Source organism: Burkholderia sp. BCC1638 (assembly GCF_902833195.1).
In the GTDB taxonomy this organism is placed as follows: Bacteria; Pseudomonadota; Gammaproteobacteria; order Burkholderiales; family Burkholderiaceae; genus Burkholderia; species Burkholderia diffusa.
The window spans coordinates 85,118-111,507 of record NZ_CADFEC010000003.1; the positions used below are offsets into that span (position 1 = coordinate 85,118).

The window sequence follows — 26,390 nt, forward strand, 5'->3', positions numbered from 1 at the left end:
ACTGGATCGGCATCTCATATAGTGGACACATCATGGCGACACTCGATGAAGTGGCCCGCCGCGCCGGCGTGACGGCCGCGACGGTCTCGAACGTGCTGCGCAACCGCGGCCGGGTCGGCGAAGCCACGCGGGCGCGGGTGCTCGACGCCGTGCAGGCGCTCGGCTATCGGCCGCATCTTGCCGCGCGGGCGCTGGCGGAAGGGCGCGCGCCGACGGTCGCGCTGATGGTGTCGAGCATCGCCAACCCGTTTTATCCGGAATTCGCGCTCGCGGTCGAACGCGCGGTGCGCCGCAACGGGCAATTCCTGATCGTCTGCAATACCAACGAAGATCCGTTGCAGGGGCGCGCGTATCTCGACCAGATCGCCGGCACGATTTCCGAAGGCATTCTCGTGACCAACGCGAATCTGCATTTGCCGGATCTGGTCGACGTCGCGCGGCGCGGCGTGCCGGTCGTGCTGTGCCTGTGGGAGCGGCCCGATGCGCCGCCCGAAGGGTTGCCGTGCGTGGCTGTGGATTTCCGCGAGGCGGGGCGGATTGCGACGCGGCATCTGCTCGAGCTCGGGCATCGGACGATCGGCGTGATCGTCGGCGGCTCGGCGAGCGGCGTGCAGGCGGCGCGCTACGACGGCTTCGTCGACGTGATGCGCGAAGCCGGGCTCGACGCGTCGATCGTCGCGGCCGAACCGGATTCGATCGAAGGCGGTGTGCGCGCGGCGGGCTGGCTGCTCGACGCGCATCCGGAGCTGACCGCGCTGGTCGCGACCAACGACCTGCCCGCGATCGGCGCGCTGCACGCCGCGGCCGATCGCGGCCGGCGCGTGCCCGACGATCTGTCGATCGTCGGTATCACCGATATTCATCTGGCCAGCGATACGCGTCCCACGCTGACGACCGTTGCGATCCCGACCGCCGAGGCCGCGGGGCTCGCGGTCGAACTGCTCAACGCATTGCGCGAGGCGGGCGGGCACATCGACGATGCATCGCGCGTGCGGACGGCGTCGGTGCCGCGATTGGTGGTGAGGGGTACGACGGGCGCGGCGCCGGGGCGGCGCACGACGGTGTAGATGTCGCGTGCGGTCGCGACGAGTGTCGCGTGTTTCACCCGCACCGTGCGAGGCCGGGAAGCTGCGAACGGGGGGCGAGCCGAGAACCGGTGGACGCAATGACGAGGCCCGGCCGGATCGCCCGGCGTCGTCACCCGCCTTCGACGAGCCGCATCACGATGCGCCGGGCCGAATCGAGATGCGCGACTGTCATCGCGCGGGCGCCACGTGCATTGCGTTCTCGGCATGCTTGCAGGATTGCGTCGTGCTCGACCTGGAACGACGGCGTATCCGCGAGCAACGTGGCTTGCAGCCGCTCGTAGCGCTCGACCTGGCTGCGCAGTTCCGCGATCGCCTTCAACTGCCGCGCGTTGCCGCAGCACGAATACAGCAACGCATGGAATTCGCGATTCAGTTCGCCTTGCCGGCGCGGCACGTTCGATTCGCCGAGCAGCCGGTGCACGAGTTCGGCACGCGCGAGCGTTTCGTCGTCGAGCCGCTTCACGCTGCGGTAGATCGCATCGCCTTCGAGCAGCGCGCGCATGTCGTAGATTTCCTGCACGTCGGACGCGCTCAGCATCCGCACGACCGCGCCGCGATTGCGGAAGATGTCCAGCAAGCCTTCGCGCTCCAGACGCTGGATCGCTTCGCGCATCGGAATCCGGCTGATTCCGAAGCGCTCGGCGAGGTCGCGCTCGACGAGCCGCTCACCTGCCTGCAACTCGCCGTTGATGATCATCTCCCGCAACGATGCGGCCACGGCGTCCGCCGTGGAATCGGGTCTGGCTTCCATGCTTCCGGGTTCCTCATTTTGGAATAATGGTATACCAAACGACATTCCGGTGCCACAATGGCGGCTTCACGTTCCGACAGCAGAGGAGAGCGAGATGGCGCATGGCGAACACAAGTACCGCGTGGCAGTGGAGTGGACCGGCAACCGGGGAACCGGTACGTCGGGGTATCGCGAATACGGCCGCGATCATGTGATCCGCGCGGGTTCGAAGCCGGACATTCCGGGCTCGTCGGATCCGGCGTTCCGCGGCGACGCGGCGCGCTGGAATCCGGAAGACCTGCTGCTGGCGTCGGTATCGGCGTGCCACAAGCTCTGGTATCTGCATTTGTGTTCCGATGCGGGCATCCGCGTGCTCGCGTATGTCGACGACGCCGAAGCGACGATGCTCGACAGCCCCGAGCCGGGCAGCTTCACCGAAATCGTGCTGCACCCGCGTGTGACGATCCTCGCGGGCGACGATCGCGAGTTGGCCGAGCGGCTGCATCATGACGCGCATGCGAAGTGCTATGTGGCGAATTCGGTGAATTTCCCGATCCGGTGCGAACCGGTGATCGAGTTCGCTGCCGCCTGACGCACGCCGGGGAGAAGTCGTTGAGGCTTTTCTACTATCCATGCAACACGAGCATGGCGCCTCATTTCGTGCTGGAAGAAATCGGCAAGCCGTTCGAGCTGGCGCTCGTCGCCCGCACGCGCGACCAGCACAAGTCGCCCGAGTACCTCGCGCTGAATCCGAACGAGCTAATTCCGGTGCTGGTCGACGGCGACCTCGTGCTGTACGAGACCGACGCGATTTGCCTGCATCTGGCCGATACGCATCCGGCGCGACGGCTTGCGCCGGCGCTCGGTGCGCCCGAGCGCGCGCGCTTCTATACGTGGCTCATGTGGCTCGGGAAGCGTGGTGGCAATGGAACGCAAGGGCTTCGCTCGATTGGTGGATCGTATGGAATCGGGCGACGTGTTGATCGTAACGAAGCTGGATCGTTTGGGCCGTAATGCTATGGATGTGCGAGCAGCGGTCGAAAAGCTGGACGGTATGGGTGTGCGTGTCCATTGACTTGCTTTGGGCGGCGTAGATTTGACCAGCGCTGCGGGCAAGGTGACGATGGGCGTGTTGGGTGCCGTGGCGGAATTCGGGCGCGACCTGTTGATCGAGCGCGCGCAAGCGGGGTTGAAGCGTGCAGTTGGTGCCCGCGCCATGCTTGTGCAGATGGTTAAGAACGTGGTGGAACAGTGCGCGATTCGGAGGGGCCAGTGCACGTTACCCACTGGTGTGACTTCTGGCTGTCGAGAGCGGACTTTTTTTGTTGGAAAAGCCGGGGCTGACAATTAAATAAAGACCGATTATTTCAAAAGTCGGTTGTGTGTGGAAATAAAAACAATAGTCAGGTGGCATTGAGAGTGAGAGGTATTCTGTACGCAAATGTGCTGAAGTGAGGTGAAGGTATTCGGCTTGCAAGAACAGCAGCCCGCGAGTGAAACTCAAACCTAACCTAGCCCCTTCGCTGGATTTTTGGAGAGCACATGTCAGAGTTACTGTCCTACTACGAAATCAACAAAATGCTTTGGCGATGGCGAAAACGGGACGGCGCGCGCATCGTGCATAAGGCCAAGCTCTCGATGGACATGGCCCCGCGGTTACCCCCAGAGCCGCCCAAACCACCGGCACCCAAACCGGATCCGGCACCCAAGCGGGATTCGTTGGACAAGATGGTCGACGACTTCGAAAGGATTGGTAACGCTTTTTCGCGATTCAAGAAATGGCTGGATACCCCCGATCCGCCAAAGCAGCCCAAGCCTTTGCCCCCGGTCCAGGTCAAACCGACCGTTCCACCCTTCGACATTCAGGAGATTCCTGCGGCCATGCGCGGGGAAATGATGCCGATCGGGGCAAAACTCATGGAGCGATGGTTTGCGGGTAGGCTCAATTATTCAACCGATTCGAATAATCAAAGATTTGCGATCGACCAGAACGGGAAACCCTATGCTGATGACATGTATGACTACTCAATCGTTAAGCTGGACTGGGTTTTGAAGCATCGGAGAGCGAAAGAAAAGTACGATCAGTTGATTGAAATCGGAATTTATTCAGAAAGAGCGCGCGGGAAATTAAGGGGTGAATTGTCTGCGTACTACGGCCGCTATACTTTCTTTGCAACATCTGAAGTATTTAAAGATGATATTCGATTGTTGCACAAACTGTTCCAATTTCAATTCGCATCTGTCGACGGAGCCCTGGGAGATAAGCTAAAATCGTTTATTCGCTTCAGCGAAGAAAACAAAGGCGTTCCGGACGATTTGTTTGCTGCGTTAGGGAGTTTCAACCTATATGCGGCAGTTGCGCAAGCAAACTTCTACATTGACGAGTATAGTCGGAGTCGATGTGTCGAAGTAAATGCCATTTGGGTCTATGTAAGAGATGGTTATACCTTTGAGGATAAGGATGGGGACCCATCGCAGTACTTGGGCCACTGGGGTGAAAACGGAATCATTGTAGTCCCGTACGCTTTCGTTGGCTCGTTATCTTCTCGCGTCCCATATCTCGATTATCCCGTCGCCCTCGGAGACACAAGGAAAAAAGGCAGTCTTTACTATCCGGTCCACAACAGCGACTTCAGGGCATGGCAGAAAAAGCATGGGCGAGGTGGGGACTTCATTCTGTTTTCAGAAAAGAAATTTATTCGCCTGGATAAACCAATTCGTGTCTTCCTATGAAACCGAGCAAAGCAATATTATTTGTCGCCGTAGGCGTATGGGCATGTTACATGTGGGGGTTTGATAGAAGTCCGATTGGGAAATACTGCAAAAAATCAATTTCCCCGGATAATAAATACTATGCCACATTGTGCGACTCAACCTATGAGCGGTTTAGCAAGCAACCGTTTAACATTGTCGACTATGCATTTGTCGCCAGACTTTACGACAACAAAACCGGCAAAATTTTGGCAATAACAACTTTTGACTCACCGGTTCCGGATTTATTCTGGGGGAGGGATTGCGTGCAGTTTCAAAGGGGAGGTGAGGACGGAGATGGGTCGTATTTCAATTTACCGCCATCCCTGATGGATAGAATTTTAGCGAACCGCCCTCGGCTTGTCCCACTTAATCAAACCCAGTTCAAAAGCCATTGATATACCCGCCTCCATGTGACTTTTTCCCACGGGCCGGCGAGCTTCGCTTGCCCAATGCGACGTACATCACTCCAGCTACCTTAGCAGGCTGCTGACGGCCTCAGAATCCCCGCGACGAACTCACAAGCCAAAGCCTCAGAGGCCCGATTCCTGAAGATTCAGAAGGGGGCGCGTTGTCATTCAGTCGGTGGGCGTTTGACTTCATGCGCGACGAGTGGAAAGCGCTTGGTCTGCGCCACTATGAGGATGAGTTGGAGAGGGTAGACGAGTTGGGTGAAGCAGGATTCGACCGCCTGTATCAGACGGCCATAGCGCGGCTGGGTGTGTGTCGTGAGCCTTCCGAGCACGATGGACCTTGGGCGGTGTTCAGTATGCAGGAGGGGTGTGGGTAGCAGGGTTTGGAGCGCCGCCCGTGCGCAATCGCGGGCGGCATTGGTTCAGGCGTGGGGGCCGCCGGTTCAGAACGTCGTCAGGACGGCTCTGTCAGCGTAGATCGTAGTGCAGGCTAAAAAGGCGGAGCCGGAATTTCTACACTGAGCGCGACGCTTCAGGCATGCGGCAGCTAGCTAAGGGGTTGTTGCGTCAACGATGAGACCAGGGGGCCGCGCGGCCCCTTTTCTTTTTCTGGAATCAGTACGCGCAGACACGCAATGCATAGACCGTTAACGATAAAGGAAAAATGCATGCCTTCACCGTACTCGCAAGGAGCCCTTCAACGGGCACGCGGCCCACGCGAACCAGAGGCCTCCGCGTTACACCCCGACCCCGTAAACCTCCCTCGCCGCCGCCCGAATCGCGTCCGCCATCACCTCGACAGCCGGCGAATGCAGCCGGTCGGTGCGCGTGATGATCCCGAAATCGTCCATCCGGCAATCCATCTCCAGCGGCAGCACCGAGACGATCCCGTGCCGCGCGTAGTACAGCGCGACATCTTCCGCGAGCACCGCGATCATGTCGCTCTGCTCGATCAGCTGCGTGATGAACAGCAGCGCGGCCGTCTCGACTACGTTCGCGGGCGGTGCCAGGCTCGCGCGCTGGAACACGAGCTCGAAGCGGTGGCGCAGCACGCTGCCGGCCGGCGGCATCACCCATGCGGCGCGCTGCACGTCGGCGAGCGACAGCGGCGCCTGCGCGAGCAGCGGATGGCCGGGCCGCACGACCGCGGCGACCGGCTCGCCGGTCAGCGGCTCGTAGCGCAGGTGCAGCTTGTCGTGTTCGGCGGACAGCCGGCCCAGCACGATGTCGAGCCTGTCCTGCGCGAGGTGTTCGAGCAGCGCGTTGCTCGTGTCGATCGCGACGGACACGCGCACGTTCGCATGCGTGCCCTTCACCGCGGCGACGGCCGGCGGCACGAGCCGCAGCCCCGGCGATGTGATCGCGCCCACCGCCACGTGCCCGAGATGGCCGGCCTTCAGCGCGGCCAGTTCCTCGCGCGCCTGGTCGAGGCTGCCGAGCGCCGCGCGCGCGTGCCGGATCAGCACGTCGCCATACAGCGTCGGCCGCATCCCGCGCGGCAGCCGCTCGAACAGCACCGCGCCGATCGATTCCTCGAGCTCGCGCAGCAGCTTCGACGCGGCCGGCTGCGTCATGTTCAGCGCGGCCGCCGCGCGGTGAATGCTGCCTTCGTCGGCGAGCGCGACGAGCAGCAGGAGCTGGCGGGTCTTCAGGCGGTTGCGGTTTCCCCACGGGCTGGCTTCTTGCATCGTACGGGTTTATATCGATATCGGATTCGATATCGTAATCGCCTAAAACGTCATTAGCCAGTTATCAAATTTCTGCCTAGACTGCGCCGGTATCCCGTCACCACAGGACTGACGATGTCGGCAACAAAACCCAGGCTGCGCTCCACCCAATGGTTCGGCACGAACGACAAGAACGGCTTCATGTACCGGAGCTGGATGAAGAACCAGGGCATCCCCGATCACGAGTTCGATGGTCGGCCGATCATCGGCATCTGCAACACGTGGTCCGAACTGACGCCGTGCAACGCGCACTTCCGCAAGCTCGCCGAGCACGTGAAGCGCGGGATCTCGGAAGCCGGCGGCTTCCCGGTCGAGTTCCCGGTGTTCTCGAACGGCGAATCGAACCTGCGGCCGTCGGCGATGCTTACGCGCAACCTCGCGTCGATGGACGTCGAGGAAGCGATCCGCGGCAACCCGATCGACGCAGTCGTGCTGCTCGCCGGCTGCGACAAGACGACCCCGGCGCTGCTGATGGGCGCGGCGAGCTGCGACGTGCCGGCGATCGTCGTGTCGGGCGGGCCGATGCTGAACGGTAAGCTCGAAGGCAAGAACATCGGCTCGGGCACGGCCGTGTGGCAGTTGCATGAATCGCTGAAGGCGGGCGAGATCGACCTGCACCACTTCCTGTCGGCCGAGGCCGGGATGTCGCGCTCGGCCGGCACCTGCAACACGATGGGCACCGCGTCGACGATGGCGTGCATGGCCGAGGCGCTCGGCGTCGCGCTGCCGCACAACGCCGCGATTCCGGCCGTCGATTCGCGCCGCTACGTGCTCGCGCACATGTCCGGCATCCGCATCGTCGAGATGGCGCTCGAAGGGCTCGTGCTGTCGAAGGTCCTGACGCGCGCCGCGTTCGAGAACGCGATCCGCGCGAATGCGGCGATCGGCGGCTCGACCAACGCGGTGATCCACCTGAAGGCGATCGCGGGCCGCATCGGCGTGCCGCTCGAGCTGGAGGACTGGATGCGCATCGGCCGCGACACGCCGACGATCGTCGACCTGATGCCGTCCGGGCGCTTCCTGATGGAGGAGTTCTATTACGCGGGCGGGCTGCCGGCCGTGCTGCGCCGGCTCGGCGAAGGCGGGCTGCTGCCGCACCCGGACGCGCTGACGGTCAACGGCAAGTCGCTGTGGGACAACGTGCGCGAAGCGCCGAACTACGACGACGAGGTGATCCGCCCGCTCGACCGGCCGCTGATCGCGGACGGCGGCATCTGCATCCTGCGCGGCAATCTCGCGCCGCGCGGCGCGGTGCTGAAGCCGTCGGCGGCGAGCCCCGAGCTGCTGAAGCATCGCGGCCGCGCGGTGGTGTTCGAGAATCTCGATCACTACAAGGCGACGATCAACGACGAAGCGCTCGACGTCGATGCCAGCTCGGTGCTGGTGCTGAAGAACTGCGGGCCGCGCGGGTATCCGGGGATGGCCGAGGTCGGCAACATGGGGCTGCCGCCGAAGCTGCTGCGCCAGGGCGTCAAGGACATGGTGCGGATCTCGGATGCACGGATGAGCGGCACGGCATACGGCACGGTGGTGCTGCACGTCGCGCCGGAAGCCGCCGCGGGCGGGCCGCTGGCCGCCGTGCGCAACGGCGACTGGATCGAACTCGACTGCGACGCCGGCACGCTGCATTTGGACATTACGGATGACGAACTGCAGCGCCGCCTGTCGGACGTCGATCCGACCGCGGCGCCCGGCGTGGCCGGCCAGCTCGGCAAGGGCGGCTACGCGCGGCTGTACATCGATCACGTGCTGCAGGCCGACGAGGGGTGCGACCTCGACTTCCTGGTCGGCATGCGCGGTGCCGACGTGCCGAGTCATTCGCATTGAGCGGCAGGCGGGCGCGGGCGATGGCCCGCGCGACGCGAAGTGGCGATATGAAACCGTGAACGCTTGATGGCCTCGCCTCGAGGCCGACGCAGGACCGAACCATGACATCGAGCAGCACGCCGCGTTATCGCGGCATCTTCCCCGTCGTCCCGACGACGTTTTCCGACACCGGCGAGCTCGACCTCGCGAGCCAGAAGCGCGCGGTCGACTTCATGATCGACGCGGGCTCCGACGGCCTGTGCATCCTCGCGAACTTCTCCGAGCAATTCGCGATCACCGACGACGAACGCGACGTGCTCACGCGCACGATCCTCGAACACGTCGCCGGCCGCGTGCCGGTGATCGTCACGACGTCGCACTACGGCACGCAGGTGTGCGCCGCGCGCAGCCTGCGCGCGCAGCAGCTCGGCGCGTCGATGGTGATGGCGATGCCGCCGTATCACGGCGCGACGTTCCGCGTGCCCGAAGCGCAGATCTTCGACTTCTTCGCGCGTGTGTCGGATGCGATCGACATCCCGATCATGATCCAGGACGCGCCGGCGAGCGGCACCGCGTTGTCCGCGCCGTTCCTTGCGCGGATGGCGCGCGAGATCGAGCAGGTCGCGTACTTCAAGATCGAGACGCCCGGCGCGGCGAACAAGCTGCGCGAGCTGATCCGGCTCGGCGGCGACGCGATCGAAGGGCCGTGGGACGGCGAGGAAGCGATCACGCTGCTCGCCGACCTGCATGCCGGCGCGACCGGCGCGATGACGGGCGGCGGGTTTCCGGACGGCATCCGGCCGATCCTCGAAGCCTTCCGCGAAGGGCGGCACGACGATGCGTTCGCGCGCTATCAGGCGTGGCTGCCGCTGATCAATCACGAGAACCGCCAGTCCGGGATCCTCACCGCGAAGGCGCTGATGCGTGAAGGCGGCGTGATCGCGTGCGAGCGGCCGCGGCATCCGATGCCGGAACTGCATCCGGACACGCGCGCGGAGCTGATCGCGATCGCGCGCCGGCTCGATCCGCTCGTGCTGCGCTGGGCGCACTGAGCAAGTGGCGAAGGAGGAATGCAGATGAGCAACGTGATTTCGCTGGGCGTGATCGGGATCGGCAAGATCGCGCGCGACCAGCACCTGCCGGCGATCGCCGCCGAACCGGGTTTCGTGCTGACCGCGTGCGCGAGCCGTCACGCGGAAGTCAGCGGCGTGCGCAATTATCAGGACCTGCGCGCGCTGCTGGCCGCCGAGCCCGAACTCGACGCGGTCTCGCTGTGCGCGCCGCCGCAGGTGCGCTACGCGCAGGCGCGCGCCGCGCTCGAAGCCGGCAAGCACGTGATGCTCGAGAAGCCGCCGGGCGCGACGCTCGGCGAAGTGGCCGCGCTCGACGCGCTCGCGCGCGAACGCGGCCTCACGCTGTTCGCGACCTGGCATTCGCGCTGCGCGAGCGCGGTGGAACCGGCGCGCGCGTGGCTCGCGACGCGCACGATCCGCGCGGTGCAGGTGCGCTGGAAGGAAGACGTGCGGCGCTGGCATCCGGGCCAGCAGTGGATCTGGGAACCCGGCGGCCTCGGCGTGTTCGATCCCGGCATCAACGCGTTGTCGATCGTCACGCGGATCCTGCCGCGCGAACTCGTGTTGCGCGAGGCGACGCTCTACGTGCCGAGCGACGCGCAGATGCCGATCGCGGCCGAACTCGATTGCGCCGATACGGAAGGCGTGCCCGTGCGCGCGGAATTCGACTGGCGGCACGGCCCCGTCGAGCAATGGGAGATCGCGGTCGACACGTCGGACGGCGTACTCGCGATCAGCCGCGGCGGTGCACAATTGTCGATCGGCGGCGAGCCGGTCGAGATCGGGCCGCAGCGCGAGTATCCGGCGCTGTATGCGCAGTTCCGCGCGCTGATCGCGCGCGGCGAAAGCGACGTCGACGTGCGGCCGTTGCGGCTCGTCGCCGATGCGTTTCTGTTCGGGCGGCGCGTCGGGACCGACGCGTTCGGCCGCTGACACCGTGCCGGCGCGCGCCATCGCGAGCGCGACCGCGCACGACGGTAGTTGAAGACCCAAGCCAATACAAGGAGACACCGCATGAACCGCACGATTCGCCGACATACCCTCCGCGCGCTGCTGGCCGCGCTTTGCATTGCGCCGCTCGGGATGCACGGCGCGGCGCACGCCGACGCGCCGCTGAAGATCGGCTTCCTGGTGAAGATGCCCGAGCAGGCATGGTTCATCAACGAGCAGAACGCGGCGTCCGCGCTGGGCCAGAAGGAAAACTTCTCGGTCGTGAAGATCGGCACGCCGGACGGCGAGAAGGTGCTGGCCGCGATCGACAACCTCAACTCGCAAGGCGCGCAGGGCTTCGTGATCTGCGCGCCCGACGTGCGCCTCGGGCCGGCGATCGCCGCGCGCGCGAAGCGCTACAACATGAAGTTCGTGACGGTCGACGACCAGCTCGTCGACTCGACCGGCAAGCCGCTCACGAACGTGCCGCACCTCGGGATGTCGGCGACCAAGATCGGCAACCAGGTCGGCCAGGCGATCGCCGACGAGATGAAGCGGCGCGGCTGGAAGCCCGAGGAAGTCGGCGCGCTGCGCATCACCAACTACGAGCTGCCGACGGCGAAGCTGCGCACCGACGGCGCGACGCAGGCGCTGCTCGCGAACGGCTTCCGCAAAGAGAACATCTTCGACGCGCCGCAGAAGACGACCGACGACAGCGGCGGTCTCGAGGCGGCCTTCCCGGTGCTCTCGCGCCATCCGAACGTGAAGAAATGGGTGGTCTTCGCGCTGAACGAGGAAACCGTGCTCGGCGCGGTGCGCGCGACCGAACAGCTGCACATCCCGGCGGCCGACGTGATCGGCGTCGGCATCAACGGCGCGGGCGAGGCGTTCGCCGAATTCCAGAAGAAGGAACCGACCGGCTTCTACGGAACGATCGCGGTCAGCTCGACGAACCACGGCAAGGACAGCACGCAGAACCTCGTCGACTGGATCCGTAACGGCAAGACGCCGCCCGCCGACACGCAGACGAGCGGCAAGCTGATGACGCGCACGAACTGGCAGGCCGTGCGCACCGAGCTCGGCATCTGAGCGTGCGGGGCGACGACGCGATGACGATGCAGACGATGACGGCCGTGTCCGACAACGACGACGCGGCCACGTCCGGCGATGCGCTGCTCGCGCTCGACGGCATCACCGTGACGTTCCCGGGCGTGCGCGCACTCGACGGCGTGTCGCTGTCGGTGCGCGCGGGCGAAGTGCACGGACTGATGGGCGAGAACGGCGCGGGCAAGTCGACGTTGCTGAAGGTGCTGTCCGGCGTGAACCAGCCGCAGGCCGGCACGCTGACGCTGAACGGCACCGTGCAGCGCTTCGCGTCGACGCGCGCCGCGCTCGAGGCCGGCATCGCGATCATCTACCAGGAGCTGCATCTGGTGCCCGAGCTGACGGTCGCGGAGAACCTGATGCTCGGCCAGTTGCCGAGCCGGCTCGGCGTGGTCGACGAACGTGCGCTTGCGGTGCGCGCGCTCGATGCGCTGGAGCGGCTCGGCGAGCATATCGATCCGGACATTCCGGTGAAGTATCTGTCGATCGGTCAGCGCCAGATGATCGAGATCGGCAAGGCGCTGATGCGCGACGCACGCGTGATCGCATTCGACGAACCGACCAGCTCGCTGTCCGCACGCGAGACCACGCAGCTGTTCCGCATCATCCGATCGCTGCGGGCGGAAGGCCGCGCGATCATCTACGTCACGCACCGGATGGAGGAAGTCGACGCGCTGTGCGACCGCGTGACGGTATTCCGCGACGGCCGCCGGATCGAGACGTTCGAATCCGTCGCCGATCTCGACCGGGACCGGCTGATCGGCTGCATGGTCGGCCGCTCGATCGAGGACGTGTACGGCTACCGGCCGCGCACGGCCGGCGACGTGCTGATCGAGGCGAAGGGGCTGACCGGGCCCGGCTTGTCCGAGCCGGTGTCGTTCGCGGCGCGGCGCGGCGAGATCGTCGGCTTCTTCGGGCTCGTCGGCGCGGGGCGTTCGGAGCTGATGAAGCTGCTGTACGGCGCGGCGCGCCCGAGCGGCGGGCACGTCGAGCTGGGCGGCAAGCGCGTCGCGTTCGCGAGCCCGCGCGACGCGGTGCGTGCCGGCATCGCGCTGTGCCCGGAGGACCGCAAGCAGGAAGGCATCGTCGCGATCGCGTCGGTCGCCGACAACCTGAACATCAGCGCGCGCCGCCATTTCAGCCCGGCGCGCGTGCTGCTCGACGCGCGGCGCGAACGCGAACTCGCGCAACGCTACATCGAGCGGCTCGCGATCAAGACCCGCGACGGCGAGACGCCGATCGGCGCGCTGTCGGGCGGCAACCAGCAGAAGGTCGTGCTCGCGCGCTGGCTGGCCGAGCGCATCGACGTGTTCCTGATGGACGAGCCGACGCGCGGCATCGACGTCGGCGCGCGCGCGGAAATCTACAACCTGTTCTACGAGCTCGCGGAAGCGGGCCGCACGGTGATCATCGTGTCGAGCGACCTGGCCGAGGTGATCGGCGTGTCGGACCGCATCGTCGTGATGAAGGAAGGGCGGATCGCGGGCGAGGTCGCGAAGGCGCAGGCGACGCCCGATGCGCTGATCAAGCTCGCGCTGCCGCGCTAGCGCAGTCAACCGGAAAGCAACTGATATGAGCCAGGCAATGCAACCCCAACGTACTTCCCCGTCCCCGGATGCCGCGGCCGCGCCCGCGCGAGCGCGCGGCGGCGTGTGGCAACTGATCAACCGCTCCGGCATCGTGATGGTGTTTCTCGTGCTGTTCGCGACGCTGTCGCTGACCGTGCCGGACTTCCTCACGCCGCGCAACATCCAGGGCCTGCTGCTGTCGGTCACGCTGATCGGATCGATTGCGGTGACCATGATGTTCGTGCTCGCGCTCGGCGAAGTCGACCTGTCGGTCGCGTCGATCGTCGCGTTCTCGGGCGTCGTCGCGTCGACGCTGATCACCGCGACGCACAGCGTCGTGCTCGGCATCGCGGCCGGCGTGCTCGCGGGCGGCGCGGTCGGGCTCGTCAACGGCGTGCTGATCGCGCGCTGGCGGATCAATTCGCTGATCGTCACGCTCGCGATGATGGAAGTCGTGCGCGGGCTCGCGTTCATCACGTCGAACGGCGACGCGGTGATGATCTCCGAGGAGCGCTTCTTCGATCTCGGCGGCGGGTCGTTCCTCGGCATTTCGTATCCGATCTGGAGCAACATCGTCGGCTTCGTCGTGTTCGGTTTCCTCTTGCGCAAGACCGTGTTCGGCAAGAACGTGCTGGCCGTCGGCGGCAACGGCGAGGCCGCGCTGCTCGCGGGGCTGCCGGTGATGCGCATCAAGATCGCGGTGTTCGTGCTGCAGGGGCTCGTGACCGGCTTCGCCGGCGTGATGCTCGCGTCGCGGATGAGCCTCGGCGATCCGAAAACGTCCGTCGGCCTCGAACTCGGCGTGATCTCCGCGTGTGTGCTCGGCGGCGTGTCGCTGACGGGCGGCGTCGCGACGATTTCCGGCGTGCTGGTCGGCGTGCTGATCATGGGTTCCGTGCAGGACGCGATGAGCCTGCTGAACGTGCCGACCTTTTACCAATATCTGATACGCGGCGGAATTCTGTTGCTCGCGGTGCTGTTCGACCAGTATCGTCGCAACCAGCGGCGCGCGATGAAGATCTGACCCTGGCGAACGCGCGTCCGCCCGCGAAGGCGACAGATATCGGGAGACGGCATGCAACAGATTCATCCGGGCGCGGCGGCGCTGCTCGTAGACAGCCGCAACACGCTCGGCGAAGGCGCGACGTGGTGCGACGCGACACACGCGCTGTACTGGACGGACATCGAAGGCGCGCGGCTGTGGCGCTGCCGCGCGGACGGCTCGGACCTCGCGCAGTGGCCGATGCCGGAGCGGCTCGCATGCTTCGCGCTGACGAACGAACCGAATGTGCTGCTGGTCGGGCTCGCGACGCATCTCGCGTTCCTCGATCTGCGCAGCGGCGAATTCACGCGGATCGTCGACGTCGAACCCGATCTGCCGACGCGGCTGAACGACGGCCGCTGCGATCCGTTCGGCGCGTTCGTGTTCGGGATGAAGGACGAAGGCGGCGACCCGCCGCGTGCGGTCGGCGGCTTCTACCGACTCAATCCGGACCTCACGCTCGAACGGCTTGCGTTGCCGGCGGCGGCGATCGCGAACAGCATCGCGTTCTCGCCGGACGGCACGAAGATGACGTTCTGCGATTCGATGGTGCGCGAGATTCTCGTCTGCGATTACCGCGCGGGCGGCGACGTGGCCAACGCGCGGCCGTTCGCGCGACTGACCGATGCGGATGGCGACCCGGACGGCTCGACGATGGATCGCGACGGCGGGCTGTGGAACGCGCAGTGGGGCGGCCGGCGCGTGGTGCGCTACGGGCCGGACGGCGCCGAGACGGATCGCGTGACCGTGCCGACCGCGCAGCCGAGCTGCGTGACGCTCGACGGCGAAGGCCGGCTGTACGTGACGAGCGCGCGCGTCGGGTTGAGCGACGACGCGCTGGCGAGCGATGCGCACGCCGGCGGCGTATTCGTCGCCCGGACGCGCTACACTGGGCTGCCGACCGCAAGATTCGCGGGGGCGCCGCGCGGCTGACCGCGCGTCGGATCCCGTTCATGGGATGCGTCCGACGCAGCGAGCCAGGCGATCCGGCGCGCGATCTGCCCCGCATGCACACGCGCACGGAGGCGGTCCGGCTTGCCGGAACACGCCGTTCGCTCCCCGACGTGCTGGTAAGATGGCCCGCAATTCCATCCCGCCCGCACCATGAGTTCTGCACCGACCAAGCCCGCGAATCCGAAAAACGCCGCGAAGAACGCCGCCCGCGCGACGGGCGACAAGTCGAAGGCGCGCGTGCCGCAGCGCCTGACCTACGTGGTCGGCAGTCTCGAACGGCTGCTGCGCCGCCACATGACCGACGCGCTCGCACCGCTCGGCATCACGCTCGCGCAATACACGGCGCTGTCGGTGCTTGAGGCGCGCGGTGCGTCGTCGAACGCGCAACTGGCGGAACGCTCGTTCATCACGCCGCAATCGGCGAACGAGGTGATGAGCGTGATGGCCGCCCGCGGTTTCGTCACGCGCGAAGCCGACCCGTCGCACGGCCGCATCATCCTGCTGACGCTGACCGACGAAGGCGCGGCGATGCTGCGCGAATGCGAAGCCGTGCTGCGTCCGCTCGAGACGCGGATGCTCGGCGACGTCTCCATCGACGACGCCACGCACGTGCAGCGCACGCTCGAACTGTTCGCGCGCAACCTGCGCGGCTGACCCTTTCCCGAGCCTCCATCACGCGGGCCCGAGCGGCCCGCGTTCGCTTTCCCTCCCGCTTGCCGGTCGCCTGACCGTTCCCCGATTCCATCGCTGCCGCCGCTTCCCGCTCCGGGTTTACACCGGCGCTCGTGCCGCTTGCAATATCAGGTAGCCTGATATTAAATGAAGCCGTCCGCAGCAGGAATGCTGCGCACCGAATCGCACAGGAACGAACGACAGGAACAGACATGAGCAAGTACGACAACCGCTGGCAGACCGTTGAAGTGAAGGTGGAGGCCGGCATCGCGTGGGTCACGCTGAACCGCCCCGAGAAGCGCAACGCAATGAGCCCGACGCTGAACCGGGAGATGCTGGAGGTCCTCGACGCGGTCGAATTCGACGACGAGGCGAAGGTGCTGGTGCTGACCGGCGCGGGCGCGGCGTGGACGGCCGGCATGGATCTGAAGGAATATTTCCGCGAGATCGACGGCGGCTCCGACGCGCTGCAGGAAAAGGTGCGGCGCGACGCGTCGGAATGGCAGTGGCGCCGCCTGCGGATGTACAACAAGCCGACGATCGCGATGGTGAACGGCTGGTGCTTCGGCGGTGGTTTCTCGCCGCTCGTCGCGTGCGACCTCGCGATCGCGGCGGACGAAGCGGTATTCGGGCTGTCCGAAATCAACTGGGGCATCCCGCCGGGCAACCTCGTCAGCAAGGCGATGGCGGACACGGTCGGGCATCGCCGCGCGCTGCACTACATCATGACCGGCGACACGTTCACCGGTGTCGAGGCAGCCGAAATGGGCCTCGTGAACAGCAGCGTGCCGCTGGCCGGCCTGCGCGACGCGACGATCGCGCTCGCCGCGCGGCTGATGGACAAGAACCCGGTCGTGCTGCGCGCGGCGAAGCACGGCTTCAAGCGTTCGCGTGAACTCACGTGGGAGCAGTGCGAGGATTACCTGTATGCGAAGCTCGACCAGGCGCAGCTGCGCGATCCGGAGCGCGGCCGCGAGCAGGGGCTGAAGCAGTTCCTCGACGACAAGACGATCAAGCCGGGCCTGCAGGCATACAAGCGCTGATACAAGCGCCGACGCAACCGACAGAGACAGGCAAGGCAGGAGACGACATGACCGACAGACGGATGCTGATCGCCGGCGAGTGGTGCACCGCCCGCGACGGCCGAACCTTCGACCGATTCAACCCCGCGACGGGCGCGCTCGCGTCGCGCGCGCCGGCGGCCGGCCCGGCCGACGCCGACGCGGCGATCGAAGCCGCGCATCGCGCGTTCCCCGCATGGGCGGCGCTCGCGCCGACCGAACGGCGCCGCCGCCTGCTGAAGGCCGCGGACCTGATGGATGCGCGCATCGACGCGTTCATCGCGACCGGCGTCGCCGAAACCGGCGCGACGCCCGGCTGGCTCGGCTTCAACGTGACGCTCGCGGCGAACATGCTGCGCGAGGCCGCGTCGATGACGACGCAGATCGACGGCGACGTGATCCCGTCCGACGTGCCCGGCAATCTCGCGCTGGCGATGCGCGTGCCGTGCGGCGTCGTGCTCGGCATCGCGCCGTGGAACGCGCCGGTGATCCTCGGCACGCGCGCGCTGGCGATGCCGCTCGCATGCGGCAACACGGTCGTGCTGAAGGCGTCCGAGGCGTGCCCGGGCGTGCACGCGCTGATCGGCGCGGTGCTGGAGGATGCCGGGCTCGGCGCGGGCGTCGTGAACGTGATCACGCACGCGGCGGCCGATGCGCCCGAACTCGTCGAGCGGCTGATCGCGCATCCGCACGTGAAGCGGATCAACTTCACCGGGTCCACGCACGTCGGGCGCATCATCGCGCGCCATGCGGCCGCGCACCTGAAACCCGTGCTGCTCGAACTCGGCGGCAAGGCGCCGGTGCTCGTGCTCGACGATGCCGATCTCGATGCGGCCGTCGACGCGATCGCGTTCGGCGCGTTCTTCAACCAGGGGCAGATCTGCATGTCGACCGAGCGCGTGATCGCCGCGCGGCCGATCGCCGATGCGCTCGTCGAGCGGCTCGCCGCGAAGGCGCGCACGCTGGTCGCGGGCGATCCGCTGGCGGGCCATGCGCTCGGCACGATGGTCGATGCGTCGGCCGCCGCGCGCGCGGCGTCTTTGGTCGAGGATGCGCGTGCGCTTGGCGCGCAACTGCCACTCGGCTGCCGTGTGGAAGGCGCGACGATGCAGCCGGCGATCGTCGACGGCGTCACGCGCGATATGCGGCTGTATCGCGAGGAATCGTTCGCGCCGGTCGTCGCGATCCTGCGCGCGGACAGCGACGACGAAGCGGTCGCGCTCGCGAACGACAGCGAGTTCGGGCTGTCGGCGAGCGTGTTCAGCCGCGATATCGCACGCGCGATGACGGTCGCGCGCCGGATCGAATCGGGGATCTGCCACATCAACGGGCCGACCGTGCACGACGAGGCGCAGATGCCGTTCGGCGGCACGAAAGCGAGCGGCTACGGCCGCTTCGGCAGCCGCGCGTCGATCGCCGAATTCACCGAGCTGCGCTGGATCACCGTGCAGACCACACCGCGTCACTACCCGATATGAGCGAGCCGACGATGAATGTTGCGACGCCCGTAAGCGGGCCGGCGAACGACACCGGTGGCGTGCGCTATCGCGCGGCGGCCGTCGCGGTCGGCGCGGCCGAGATTCGTCGCGCGGAAAACGGCACGTGGTACCTGCGCTCGCGCGAACCGCTCGGCGACTACCCGATGCGCCTGACCGACTGCCTCGTGCGCGGCGCGCACGCGCATCCCGACCGCGTGCTCGCCGCGCGGCGCGGCGCCGACGGCCGCTGGATCGAGATCACTTATGCACAGATGCTCGAACGCGCCCGCGCGCTCGGCCAGGGCCTCGTCGATCTCGGGCTGTCGGTCGAGCGACCGCTCGCGGTGCTGTCCGGCAACGATCTCGAGCATCTGCAGCTGATGTTCGCGGCGATGCTGGCCGGCGTGCCGTATGCGCCGATCTCGCCCGCGTATTCGCTGGTGTCGACCGATTACGGCAAGCTGCGTCACACCCTCGGCGTGCTGCGGCCGGGCGCGGTGTTCGTCGCCGAACGCGCGCCGTTCGCGCGTGCGCTCGACGCGACGCTGCCGGCCGATGCGGCGCTGATCGTCGCGAACGACGTGGATGCCGATGGCGCCGCGGCGGGCCGCGTCGTGCCGCTGTCGCGCCTGCTCGCGACCGTTCCGCGCACGATCGACGCGATCCATGAAGCGATCGGCCCCGATCATCTCGCGAAGATCCTGTTTACGTCAGGGTCGACGAAGCAGCCGAAGGCCGTGCCGACCACGCACCGGATGCTGTGCAGCAACCAGCAGATGCTGCGCCAGACGATGCCCGAGCTGACGCGCGAACCGCCGGTGCTGGTCGACTGGCTGCCGTGGAATCACACGTTCGGCGGCAGTCACAACCTCGGCATCGCGCTGTACAACGGCGGCACGCTGTACATCGACGACGGGCGCCCGGTGCCGGGCCGCTTCGACGAAACCGTGCGCAACCTGCGCGAGATCGCGCCGACGATCTACTTCAACGTGCCGAAGGGCTGGGAAGAGCTGACCGCCGCGCTCGAACGCGATGCCGTGCTGCGCGACACGTTCTTCTCGCGCGTGAAGCTGTATTTCTTCGGCGGCGCGGGGCTGTCGCAGGCCGCGTGGGACCGGCTCGACCGCGTGACCGACGCGCATTGCGGCGAGCGCATCCGGATCATGGCCGGCCTCGGGATGACGGAGGCGTCGCCGTCGTGCCTGTTCACGACCGGGCCGCTGATGCGCGCCGGCTACATCGGCCTGCCCGCACCCGGCTGCGACGCGAAGCTCGTGCCGTGCGGCGGCAAGCTCGAACTGCGCTTCAAGGGGCCGAACGTGATGCGCGGCTACTGGCATGCCGACGTCGATCCGCGCGACGTATTCGACGACGAGGGTTATTACCGCAGCGGCGACGCGGGGGTCTTCGCCGATCCTGAGCGGCCGGAACTTGGGCTGCTGTTCGACGGCCGGCTGACCGAGGATTTCAAGCTGAGCAGCGGCACCTTCGTCAGCGTTGGGCCGTTGCGGGCGAACGCGGTGTCGAGCGGCGCGCCGTACGTGCAGGACGTGGTCGTCACCGGGATCAATCGCGACGACATCGGGCTGCTGGTGTTTCCGCGCATCGACGCATGCCGCGCGCTGGCCGGGCTCGCAGCCGATGCACCGGTTTCCGACGTGCTGCGCGCGCCGGCCGTGCGCGCGGCGTTCGCGTCGTGGCTTGCCGTGCTGAACCGGCATGCAAGCGGCGGTTCGACGTTCGTCGCGCGCATCCGGCTGATCGACACGCCGCCGTCGCTCGATCTCGGCGAAGTGACCGACAAGGGTTCGCTGAACCAGGCGGCCGTGCAGAAGCATCGCGCGGCGACGATCGACGCGCTGTACGACCCGGTGCGGCGCGATCCCGACGTGATTTACGCGTAGGCGGAAGCCAACCGAAGCAAACCGAAGCAAGCAGCGACAACGACCTGCCGGCCACGATACCGGCAGGCATTCTTGCGGCCAGTGAATCAGGCTGCCTGATAAGGTCGGCCGATGCAGGCCGACCGACTACAAGACATGGGACTGGAGACACGATGAACACTTACGTTGCCGAAAAACCCACGGTCGCGACCACGCTCGCGCTGTGTTTCGCGATCGCACTCCTCGAAGGGCTCGACCTGCAGTCGGTCGGCGTCGCCGCACCGCGCATGGCGCGCGAATTCGGGCTCTCGGTGTCGCAGATGGGCATCGCGTTCAGCGCGGGCACCTTCGGGCTGCTGCCGGGGGCGATGCTCGGCGGGCGCCTCGCCGACCGGATCGGACGCAAGCGCGTGCTGATCGCGTCGGCCATGCTGTTCGGATTGCTGTCGATCGCCACCGCGCAGGTGTCGACCTTCGCGATGCTCGTCGTCGTGCGCGTGCTGACCGGCATCGGCCTCGGCGGCGCGATGCCGAACCTGATCGCGCTGTCGTCCGAAGCGGTCGAGCCGCGCTCGCGCAGCAGCGCGGTGGCGACGATGTATTGCGGCATCCCGTTCGGCGGCGTGATCGCGTCGCTGATCGGCGTGCTGCTCGCCGGCGACACCGAATGGCGGCACATCTTCTACGTCGGCGGCGTGGGGCCGCTGCTGCTCGTGCCGCTGCTGGCGTTGTTCCTGCCGGAATCGCGCGCGTATCTCGACGTCGCCGGCACGCCGGCCGCGCGCACCAGCGTCGCGCGCACGCTGTTCGGCGACGGCCGCACGACGTCGACGGTCGCGCTGTGGGTCAGCTATTTCTGCACGCTGATCGTCCTCTACTTCCTGCTGAACTGGCTGCCGTCGCTGATGGCCTCGCGCGGGCTCGATCGCGCGCACGTCGGCCTCGTGCAGATCGCGTTCAACGTCGGCGCGGGGCTCGGCGCGCTCGGCATCGGCGCGGCGCTCGACCGGATGCGCGCGTCGCGCGTGGTCGGCGGCATGTATGTCGGGATCGTGCTGTCGCTCGCCGCGCTCGCGGCCGCGCCCGGCTTCGCGTCGCTCTCGGCGGCCGCGTTCGCGGCGGGGATGTTCGTGGTCGGCGGGCAGTCGGTGCTGTATGCGCTCGCGGCGATCTACTACCCGACCGCGATGCGCGGCACCGGCGTCGGCGCGGCGGTGGCGGTCGGCCGGCTCGGCTCCGTCGTCGGACCGCTCGCGGCCGCGACGCTGCTGGCCGCCGGCCGCAGCGCGCCCGTCGTGATCGGCGCGAGCATCCCCGTCACGCTCGTCGCGGCCTTCGCTGCATTCGTGCTGATTCGCCGCCCGCAAGCCGGCGACTGAGGTTTCGTTTTTTCAATGCGCGCCGTCAGAGCGCGCAATTCAACACGGTCTGGAGACGCAACGAAATGAAGACGAAGACAAGGAACGGCCTGCTGGCCGCCGGCGCGTGCTGCGCACTGGCCGCGACCGGCGCGCACGCGCAGTCGAGCGTGACGCTGTACGGGATCATCGATACGGGCGTCGAGTTCGTGTCGCACGCGAACGCGGCGGGCGACCACGTCGTGCGCATGCCGGGCGTGACGGGCGAGCTGCCGTCGCGCTGGGGCCTGCGCGGCACCGAGGATCTCGGCGGCGGCTATCAGGCGGTGTTCACGCTCGAAAGCGGCTTCAACGTGCGCGGCGGCGATCTCGGGCAGGGCGGCCGGCTGTTCGGGCGGCAGGCGTTCGTCGGGCTGAAGAGCGGCTTCGGCACGCTCGCGTTCGGCCGCCAGTACACGATGACCTATCTCGCGCTGCAGGGCGCGGACATCATCGGCCCCGACATCTACGGGCTCGGCTCGTTCGACGCATACGTGCCGAACGGCCGCGCCGACAACGCGGTGACCTACGTCGGCACGTATCGCGGCGTGACGCTCGGTGCCGCGTATTCGTTCGGCCGCGACGGCGCGGGCACCGGCAATTCGCCGGGGCAGGGCACGTGCGCGGGGCAGGTGCCGGGCGATGCCGTCCAGTGCCGCAACTGGTCGGTGATGCTCAAGTACGACAGCGCGTATTTCGGTGCGGCGGCGTCGTACGAGGAGCAGCGCGGCGGCACCGGCGCGGCCGCGAACTTCTTCGACGGCGTCGCGCCGGTCGCCTTCACCAGCAGCGGCGGCAAGGACGCGCGCACGCACGTGAGCGCGTATGCGCAGGCGGCCGGCGCGCGAATCGGCGCGGGCTGGATCGGGCGGCGCGTGTCGACCGGTTCGCCGGCCGCACCCGGCGCGCATTCGGACCTGTTCTTCCTCGGTGCGTCGTATGCGATCAAGCCTGACTTCGTCGTCGACGGCGAGGGTTACCGGATCGTCAACAGCGCGCACGACACGCGCGCGACGATGGCCACGCTGCGCGCGACCTATCTGCTGACCAAGCGCACGGCCGTCTACGCGCAATCGTCGTATCTGTGGAACAGCGCGCATGCACGCTACGCGGTCAGCGGCGGCGGCCCCGGCACGACGCCCGGCGCGGGGATGGGGCAGCTCGGCGCGATGGTCGGCGTGCGGCACATGTTCTGATCCGGCAGCCTGACGAAGGGGAGATATCTTGAACGGAAAATCTGCATTCCTTTGCATTGCGCCGCTGTCGGCGGCGGTCATGCTCGCCGGGTGCGGCGGCGACGATTCGGTCAGCGCCACGCCGACGCACCTGAGCGCCGCGACGCCGGCCGCGATGACGCAGGCCTGCGACGCGCTCGCCGCGAAGCTGTCGTATGCGAACACGTCGTTCACGTCGGTGACGACCGCGGCCGCCGGCGCGCTGAAGGTGGCCGGCAAGCCGATCGCCGAACACTGCGTGATCGACGGGAAGATGAACGAGCGCGTGAGCGCGGTAGACGGCCAGACCTATGCGATCGGCTTCGAGATGCGTTTGCCGAAAGCGTGGAACGGCCGCTTCTTCTACCAGGCGAACGGCGGGCTCGACGGCAACGTCATGACCGCGACCGGCGAGATCGGCGGCGGCGGGCCGCTGACCGACGCGCTGAACATGGGCTTCGCGGTGATCAGCTCGGATTCCGGGCACAGCGCCGCGCAGAACCCGCTGTTCGGCCTCGACCCGCAGGCGCGGCTCGACTACGGCTACGGCGCCGTCGACGCGCTCACGCCGATGGCGAAGCAGGTGATCCGGCTCGCATACGGGAAGATGCCCGACCGCAGCTATTTCGGCGGCTGCTCGAACGGCGGCCGTCACGCGATGGTCACGGCCGTGCGCAACGCGGGCGACTACGACGGGATCATCGCGGGCGACCCGGGCTTCCACCTGCCGAAGGCGGCGATCGGGGAGATGTACGGCGCGCAGCAGTTCGCGAAGATCGCGTCGGCGACCGGCGCGAACGGGCTGCCGGACATCCGTAGCGGTTTCACCGACACGGAGCGCCGGTTGGTCGGCGCGACGATTCTCGACAAGTGCGATGCGCTCGACGGCGTGGCCGACGGGATGGTGCAGGACGTCGCCGCGTGCCAGGCGCATTTCAGCGTCGAGACGGACATCCCGACCTGCGCGAACGGCACGCGCACCGGCGCCTGCCTGACGACCGCGCAGAAGAGCGCGCTCGAGAACGTGTTCGCGGGCGCGCGCAACAGCGCGGGCACGGCGCTTTACGCGAGCTTTCCGTACGATCCGGGCATCGCGGCCGGCGGCTGGGCCGCGTGGAAGCAGTCGAATTCGGTCACGCTCGATCCGGCCGCGATGGCGTTCACGTTCACGACGCCGCCGAAAACCGCCGCGACGCTCGCGAACCTCGCGGGTTTCGCGCTCGGCTTCGACATGGACAACGACGCGCCGGCGATCTTCGCGACGAACGGCGTCTACACGCAATCCGCTTGGTCGTTCATGACGCCGCCCGACGAGACCAACCTGTCCGCGCTGAAGTCGCGCGGCGCGAAGCTGCTGGTCTATCACGGCACCGGCGACCCGGTGTTCTCGTACAACGACACGAGCGACTGGTACGGACGGCTCGCGCAGGCGAACGGCGGCGACGCGTCGGATTTCGCGCGCCTCTATCCGGTGCCGGGCATGAACCATTGCTCGGGCGGGCCGGCAGCCGACCAGTTCGACATGCTGACGCCGCTCGTCGCATGGGTCGAGCAGGGGCAGGCGCCCAGGGCGATCGTCGCCACGGCGCGCGACACGACGAACGCGGTGCCGAATGCGGACGTGCCGACGTCGTGGGGAGCGGGACGCACGCGTCCGCTGTGTCCGTATCCGCAGGTCGCGCGCTACAACGGGTCGGGCGACGTGAATTCGGCGGCGAGCTTCAGTTGTCGCTGACGCAGCGGGCGTGCGAATGTACCGATGCGCGGGGGCATCGGTGCATTCGCCGTTGTTTTGCAGCGGAAGCGGCGAGCGTGTCGGCCTGAACGACGACGGCGTTTGCCGCCCGACACCGCATCCGGGGATACTATGGCGCTTTTCCGTCGGCGCGACGCGTCCCGATCGACGTGGCGCGCCAGGTATCCTTCCTCCGATTCGACCATGCAAACCGTAGCGGTACTCGACTTCGAAACAACCGGGCTTTCCCCGAACATGGGCGACAGGGCGACCGAGATCGCCGTGATTCTGCTGCGCGACGGCGAGATCGTCGACCGCTACCAGAGCCTGATGAACGCGGGGCGCCGCATTCCGTCCGACGTCGTCGCGCTCACCGGCATCACGAACGAGATGATTGCGTCGGCGCCGCCGGTGTCGAAGGTCATGAAGGAAGCCGCCGCATTCGTCGGAAGCCACCCCGTCGTCGCGCACAACGCCGGCTTCGACAAGCGGTTCTGGCAGGCCGAGCTCGGCATGCTCGGCGTGGCGGCCGAGCATGCGTTCGCGTGCACGATGCTCGTCGCGCGGCGCATCTACCCGCACGCGCAAAGTCACAGGCTGTCGAGCCTCGCCGACATGCTGCGGCTGCCGAAGGCAGGCCGCGCCCACCGCGCGATGGTCGACGCGGAGATCGCGAGCCATCTGTGGTGCCGGATGCAGCGCGACATCGGCGAGACTTACGGGCTGCGACAAGTCGATCACGGGCTCATGTCGCGCTTGCAGACGACGAGCAAGGCCAAGGTCGCGACGTTTTTCGGTTCATTGGCCGCCGACCGGCGCTGACGCCGGTCGTCAGTCTCCGATCTCCACCGGCACCTCGAGCCCGACCTTCACGCGGCTGCCGCCGGAGCAGGGCGGCCTGCGCGCAGCCGGCTTTACGCTTCGGCCGCCCGCTTGCCCGGCGCGTCCGCCGTGCTCGTGCGATCGAGGATCGCCAGCACTTCGCGCGCGGTGTTTTCCGAATGGCTGCGCAGCACCTGCGGCAGCTGAGTGTGGTCGGGATCGGCGAGCGCGGCCATGATGGCTTCGTGCTCGTGCAGCGATTCGGCCCAGCGCAGCGTGTCCGCGTTCGCGGCGCCGCGTGCGCGGTGCACCTTCGACATCAGCGACGCATAGATGCCCGACAGCACCGGGTTGCCCGCCGCGTCGACGATCATCTGATGAATCTGCTGGTTCAGCCGGAAATATTCGACGCGCTTGCCGGCCTCGTGGCACTCGACCATCCGCCGGTGCTTCGCCTGCAACGCGGCGAGCGTCGCCGCGGCGATGCGCTTGCGCAGCAACTCTCCCGCCATCGCCTCGAGCCCGTGCAGCAGCTCGAACGTCGACACGAGATCGTCGACGTCGATCGGTGCGACGCGATAGCCGATGTACTGGCGATGCGTGACGGCGCCTTCCGCGACGAGCACCTTCAGCGCTTCGCGCAGCGGCGTCTTCGACACGTCGAACGCGAGGCTCAGTTCCTTTTCGTCGATCCGCGCGCCGGGCGGCAATTCGCCTTCGTCGATCATCACGCGCAGGCGCGCGGCGATCTCCGCGGCCATGCCGCGGGTGCGCAGAAGCAGGGGATTGCGGGGTGTCTGGCTCATGATGGGGCAAGCTTATCACGATATCGGGGCTTACCCTGCACCATCGTAGTGATCAAACAAATTCAATGAAACCAAGTGTTTACGCTAACGGTAATTATAAATTTCTAATCCTATACTCGGTTCCACGTTGCGCGAC

General features: G+C 66.9%; 21 protein-coding genes and 2 pseudogenes. 20 read left to right on the forward strand and 3 right to left on the reverse strand.

Going from position 1 to position 26,390, the window contains the following annotated elements:
• The first annotated feature begins 32 nt into the window (after positions 1-32).
• Complete coding sequence (locus HWX22_RS04010) at positions 33-1,067, forward strand: LacI family DNA-binding transcriptional regulator (RefSeq protein WP_175915079.1); 1,035 nt, start codon at positions 33-35, stop codon at positions 1,065-1,067.
• A gap of 130 nt (positions 1,068-1,197) precedes the next feature.
• Here the strand turns inward: HWX22_RS04010 and HWX22_RS04015 are convergent, their stop codons facing one another.
• Positions 1,198-1,839, reverse strand: a complete 642-nt coding sequence (locus HWX22_RS04015) for a GntR family transcriptional regulator (protein ID WP_175915080.1) — start codon at positions 1,837-1,839, stop codon at positions 1,198-1,200.
• Between the two features lie 94 nt (positions 1,840-1,933).
• Between HWX22_RS04015 and HWX22_RS04020 the strand changes: the two genes are divergently transcribed.
• The 4 genes and pseudogenes from HWX22_RS04020 (at position 1,934) to HWX22_RS04035 (ending at position 4,551) form a co-directional block, all read left to right on the forward strand.
• Positions 1,934-2,410, forward strand: a complete 477-nt coding sequence (locus HWX22_RS04020; RefSeq protein ID WP_175910782.1) for an OsmC family protein — start codon at positions 1,934-1,936, stop codon at positions 2,408-2,410.
• Positions 2,407-2,727: pseudogene (locus HWX22_RS04025) on the forward strand (glutathione S-transferase N-terminal domain-containing protein); the annotation flags it as partial. The gene HWX22_RS04020 and the pseudogene HWX22_RS04025, both read left to right, overlap by 4 nt.
• A pseudogene (locus tag HWX22_RS31910) lies at positions 2,726-3,019 on the forward strand (recombinase family protein); the annotation flags it as partial. The pseudogenes HWX22_RS04025 and HWX22_RS31910, both read left to right, overlap by 2 nt.
• 341 nt (positions 3,020-3,360) lie before the next feature.
• Positions 3,361-4,551, forward strand: coding sequence for a DUF6402 family protein (locus HWX22_RS04035; protein WP_175910784.1), 1,191 nt, complete (start codon positions 3,361-3,363; stop codon positions 4,549-4,551).
• A 1,168-nt stretch (positions 4,552-5,719) separates the two neighbouring features.
• Here the strand turns inward: HWX22_RS04035 and HWX22_RS04040 are convergent.
• Positions 5,720-6,670, reverse strand: coding sequence for a LysR family transcriptional regulator (locus tag HWX22_RS04040; RefSeq protein WP_175910787.1), 951 nt, complete (start codon positions 6,668-6,670; stop codon positions 5,720-5,722).
• Between the two features lie 114 nt (positions 6,671-6,784).
• Between HWX22_RS04040 and HWX22_RS04045 the strand changes: the two genes are divergently transcribed.
• From HWX22_RS04045 to HWX22_RS04115, 15 genes are all read left to right on the forward strand, one after another.
• A complete protein-coding gene (locus HWX22_RS04045; protein ID WP_059528963.1) occupies positions 6,785-8,536 on the forward strand; it encodes an IlvD/Edd family dehydratase in 1,752 nt (583 codons plus the stop codon).
• Positions 8,537-8,637: 101 nt separating this feature from the next.
• Positions 8,638-9,567, forward strand: coding sequence for a dihydrodipicolinate synthase family protein (locus HWX22_RS04050; protein WP_059528961.1), 930 nt, complete (start codon positions 8,638-8,640; stop codon positions 9,565-9,567).
• Positions 9,568-9,591: 24 nt separating this feature from the next.
• Positions 9,592-10,521: a Gfo/Idh/MocA family oxidoreductase gene (locus HWX22_RS04055; protein ID WP_059689236.1), complete on the forward strand. Its 930-nt coding sequence runs from the start codon at positions 9,592-9,594 to the stop codon at positions 10,519-10,521.
• An 81-nt stretch (positions 10,522-10,602) separates the two neighbouring features.
• Positions 10,603-11,607, forward strand: coding sequence for an arabinose ABC transporter substrate-binding protein (locus tag HWX22_RS04060; protein WP_059689237.1), 1,005 nt, complete (start codon positions 10,603-10,605; stop codon positions 11,605-11,607).
• Positions 11,608-11,627: 20 nt separating this feature from the next.
• Complete coding sequence (gene araG / locus HWX22_RS04065; RefSeq protein ID WP_175910834.1) at positions 11,628-13,169, forward strand: L-arabinose ABC transporter ATP-binding protein AraG; 1,542 nt, start codon at positions 11,628-11,630, stop codon at positions 13,167-13,169.
• A gap of 25 nt (positions 13,170-13,194) precedes the next feature.
• Positions 13,195-14,214 carry an L-arabinose ABC transporter permease AraH gene (gene araH / locus HWX22_RS04070; protein ID WP_044847378.1) on the forward strand — a complete coding sequence of 340 codons (1,020 nt, stop codon included), beginning with the start codon at positions 13,195-13,197 and terminating at the stop codon, positions 14,212-14,214.
• A 51-nt stretch (positions 14,215-14,265) separates the two neighbouring features.
• Positions 14,266-15,165, forward strand: coding sequence for an SMP-30/gluconolactonase/LRE family protein (locus HWX22_RS04075; RefSeq protein ID WP_175915081.1), 900 nt, complete (start codon positions 14,266-14,268; stop codon positions 15,163-15,165).
• Positions 15,166-15,336: 171 nt separating this feature from the next.
• Entirely contained in the window at positions 15,337-15,840 is a 504-nt protein-coding gene (locus HWX22_RS04080; protein ID WP_175910791.1) for a MarR family winged helix-turn-helix transcriptional regulator, read from the forward strand.
• A 230-nt stretch (positions 15,841-16,070) separates the two neighbouring features.
• Complete coding sequence (locus tag HWX22_RS04085; protein ID WP_059448873.1) at positions 16,071-16,901, forward strand: p-hydroxycinnamoyl CoA hydratase/lyase; 831 nt, start codon at positions 16,071-16,073, stop codon at positions 16,899-16,901.
• Positions 16,902-16,948: 47 nt separating this feature from the next.
• Complete coding sequence (locus HWX22_RS04090; protein WP_175910793.1) at positions 16,949-18,397, forward strand: aldehyde dehydrogenase; 1,449 nt, start codon at positions 16,949-16,951, stop codon at positions 18,395-18,397.
• On the forward strand, positions 18,394-20,301 hold the full coding sequence (locus HWX22_RS04095) for a feruloyl-CoA synthase (protein WP_175910795.1): 1,908 nt from the start codon (positions 18,394-18,396) through the stop codon (positions 20,299-20,301). Before HWX22_RS04090 ends, HWX22_RS04095 begins: the two co-directional genes overlap by 4 nt.
• Positions 20,302-20,453: 152 nt before the next feature.
• The gene (gene mhpT / locus HWX22_RS04100) at positions 20,454-21,659 is read left to right on the forward strand and encodes a 3-(3-hydroxy-phenyl)propionate transporter MhpT (RefSeq protein ID WP_059528943.1); all 1,206 of its coding nucleotides are present in this window, start codon (positions 20,454-20,456) and stop codon (positions 21,657-21,659) included.
• A gap of 65 nt (positions 21,660-21,724) precedes the next feature.
• On the forward strand, positions 21,725-22,873 hold the full coding sequence (locus HWX22_RS04105; RefSeq protein WP_175910797.1) for a porin: 1,149 nt from the start codon (positions 21,725-21,727) through the stop codon (positions 22,871-22,873).
• A gap of 28 nt (positions 22,874-22,901) precedes the next feature.
• Positions 22,902-24,626, forward strand: a complete 1,725-nt coding sequence (locus HWX22_RS04110) for a tannase/feruloyl esterase family alpha/beta hydrolase (RefSeq protein ID WP_175915082.1) — start codon at positions 22,902-22,904, stop codon at positions 24,624-24,626.
• Positions 24,627-24,830: 204 nt separating this feature from the next.
• Complete coding sequence (locus HWX22_RS04115) at positions 24,831-25,448, forward strand: 3'-5' exonuclease (protein ID WP_175915083.1); 618 nt, start codon at positions 24,831-24,833, stop codon at positions 25,446-25,448.
• Positions 25,449-25,540: 92 nt separating this feature from the next.
• On the opposite strand, the gene HWX22_RS04120 is transcribed toward HWX22_RS04115, so the two are convergent.
• Complete coding sequence (locus HWX22_RS04120) at positions 25,541-26,254, reverse strand: GntR family transcriptional regulator (RefSeq protein ID WP_175915084.1); 714 nt, start codon at positions 26,252-26,254, stop codon at positions 25,541-25,543.
• Between the last annotated feature and the right edge of the window lie 136 nt (positions 26,255-26,390).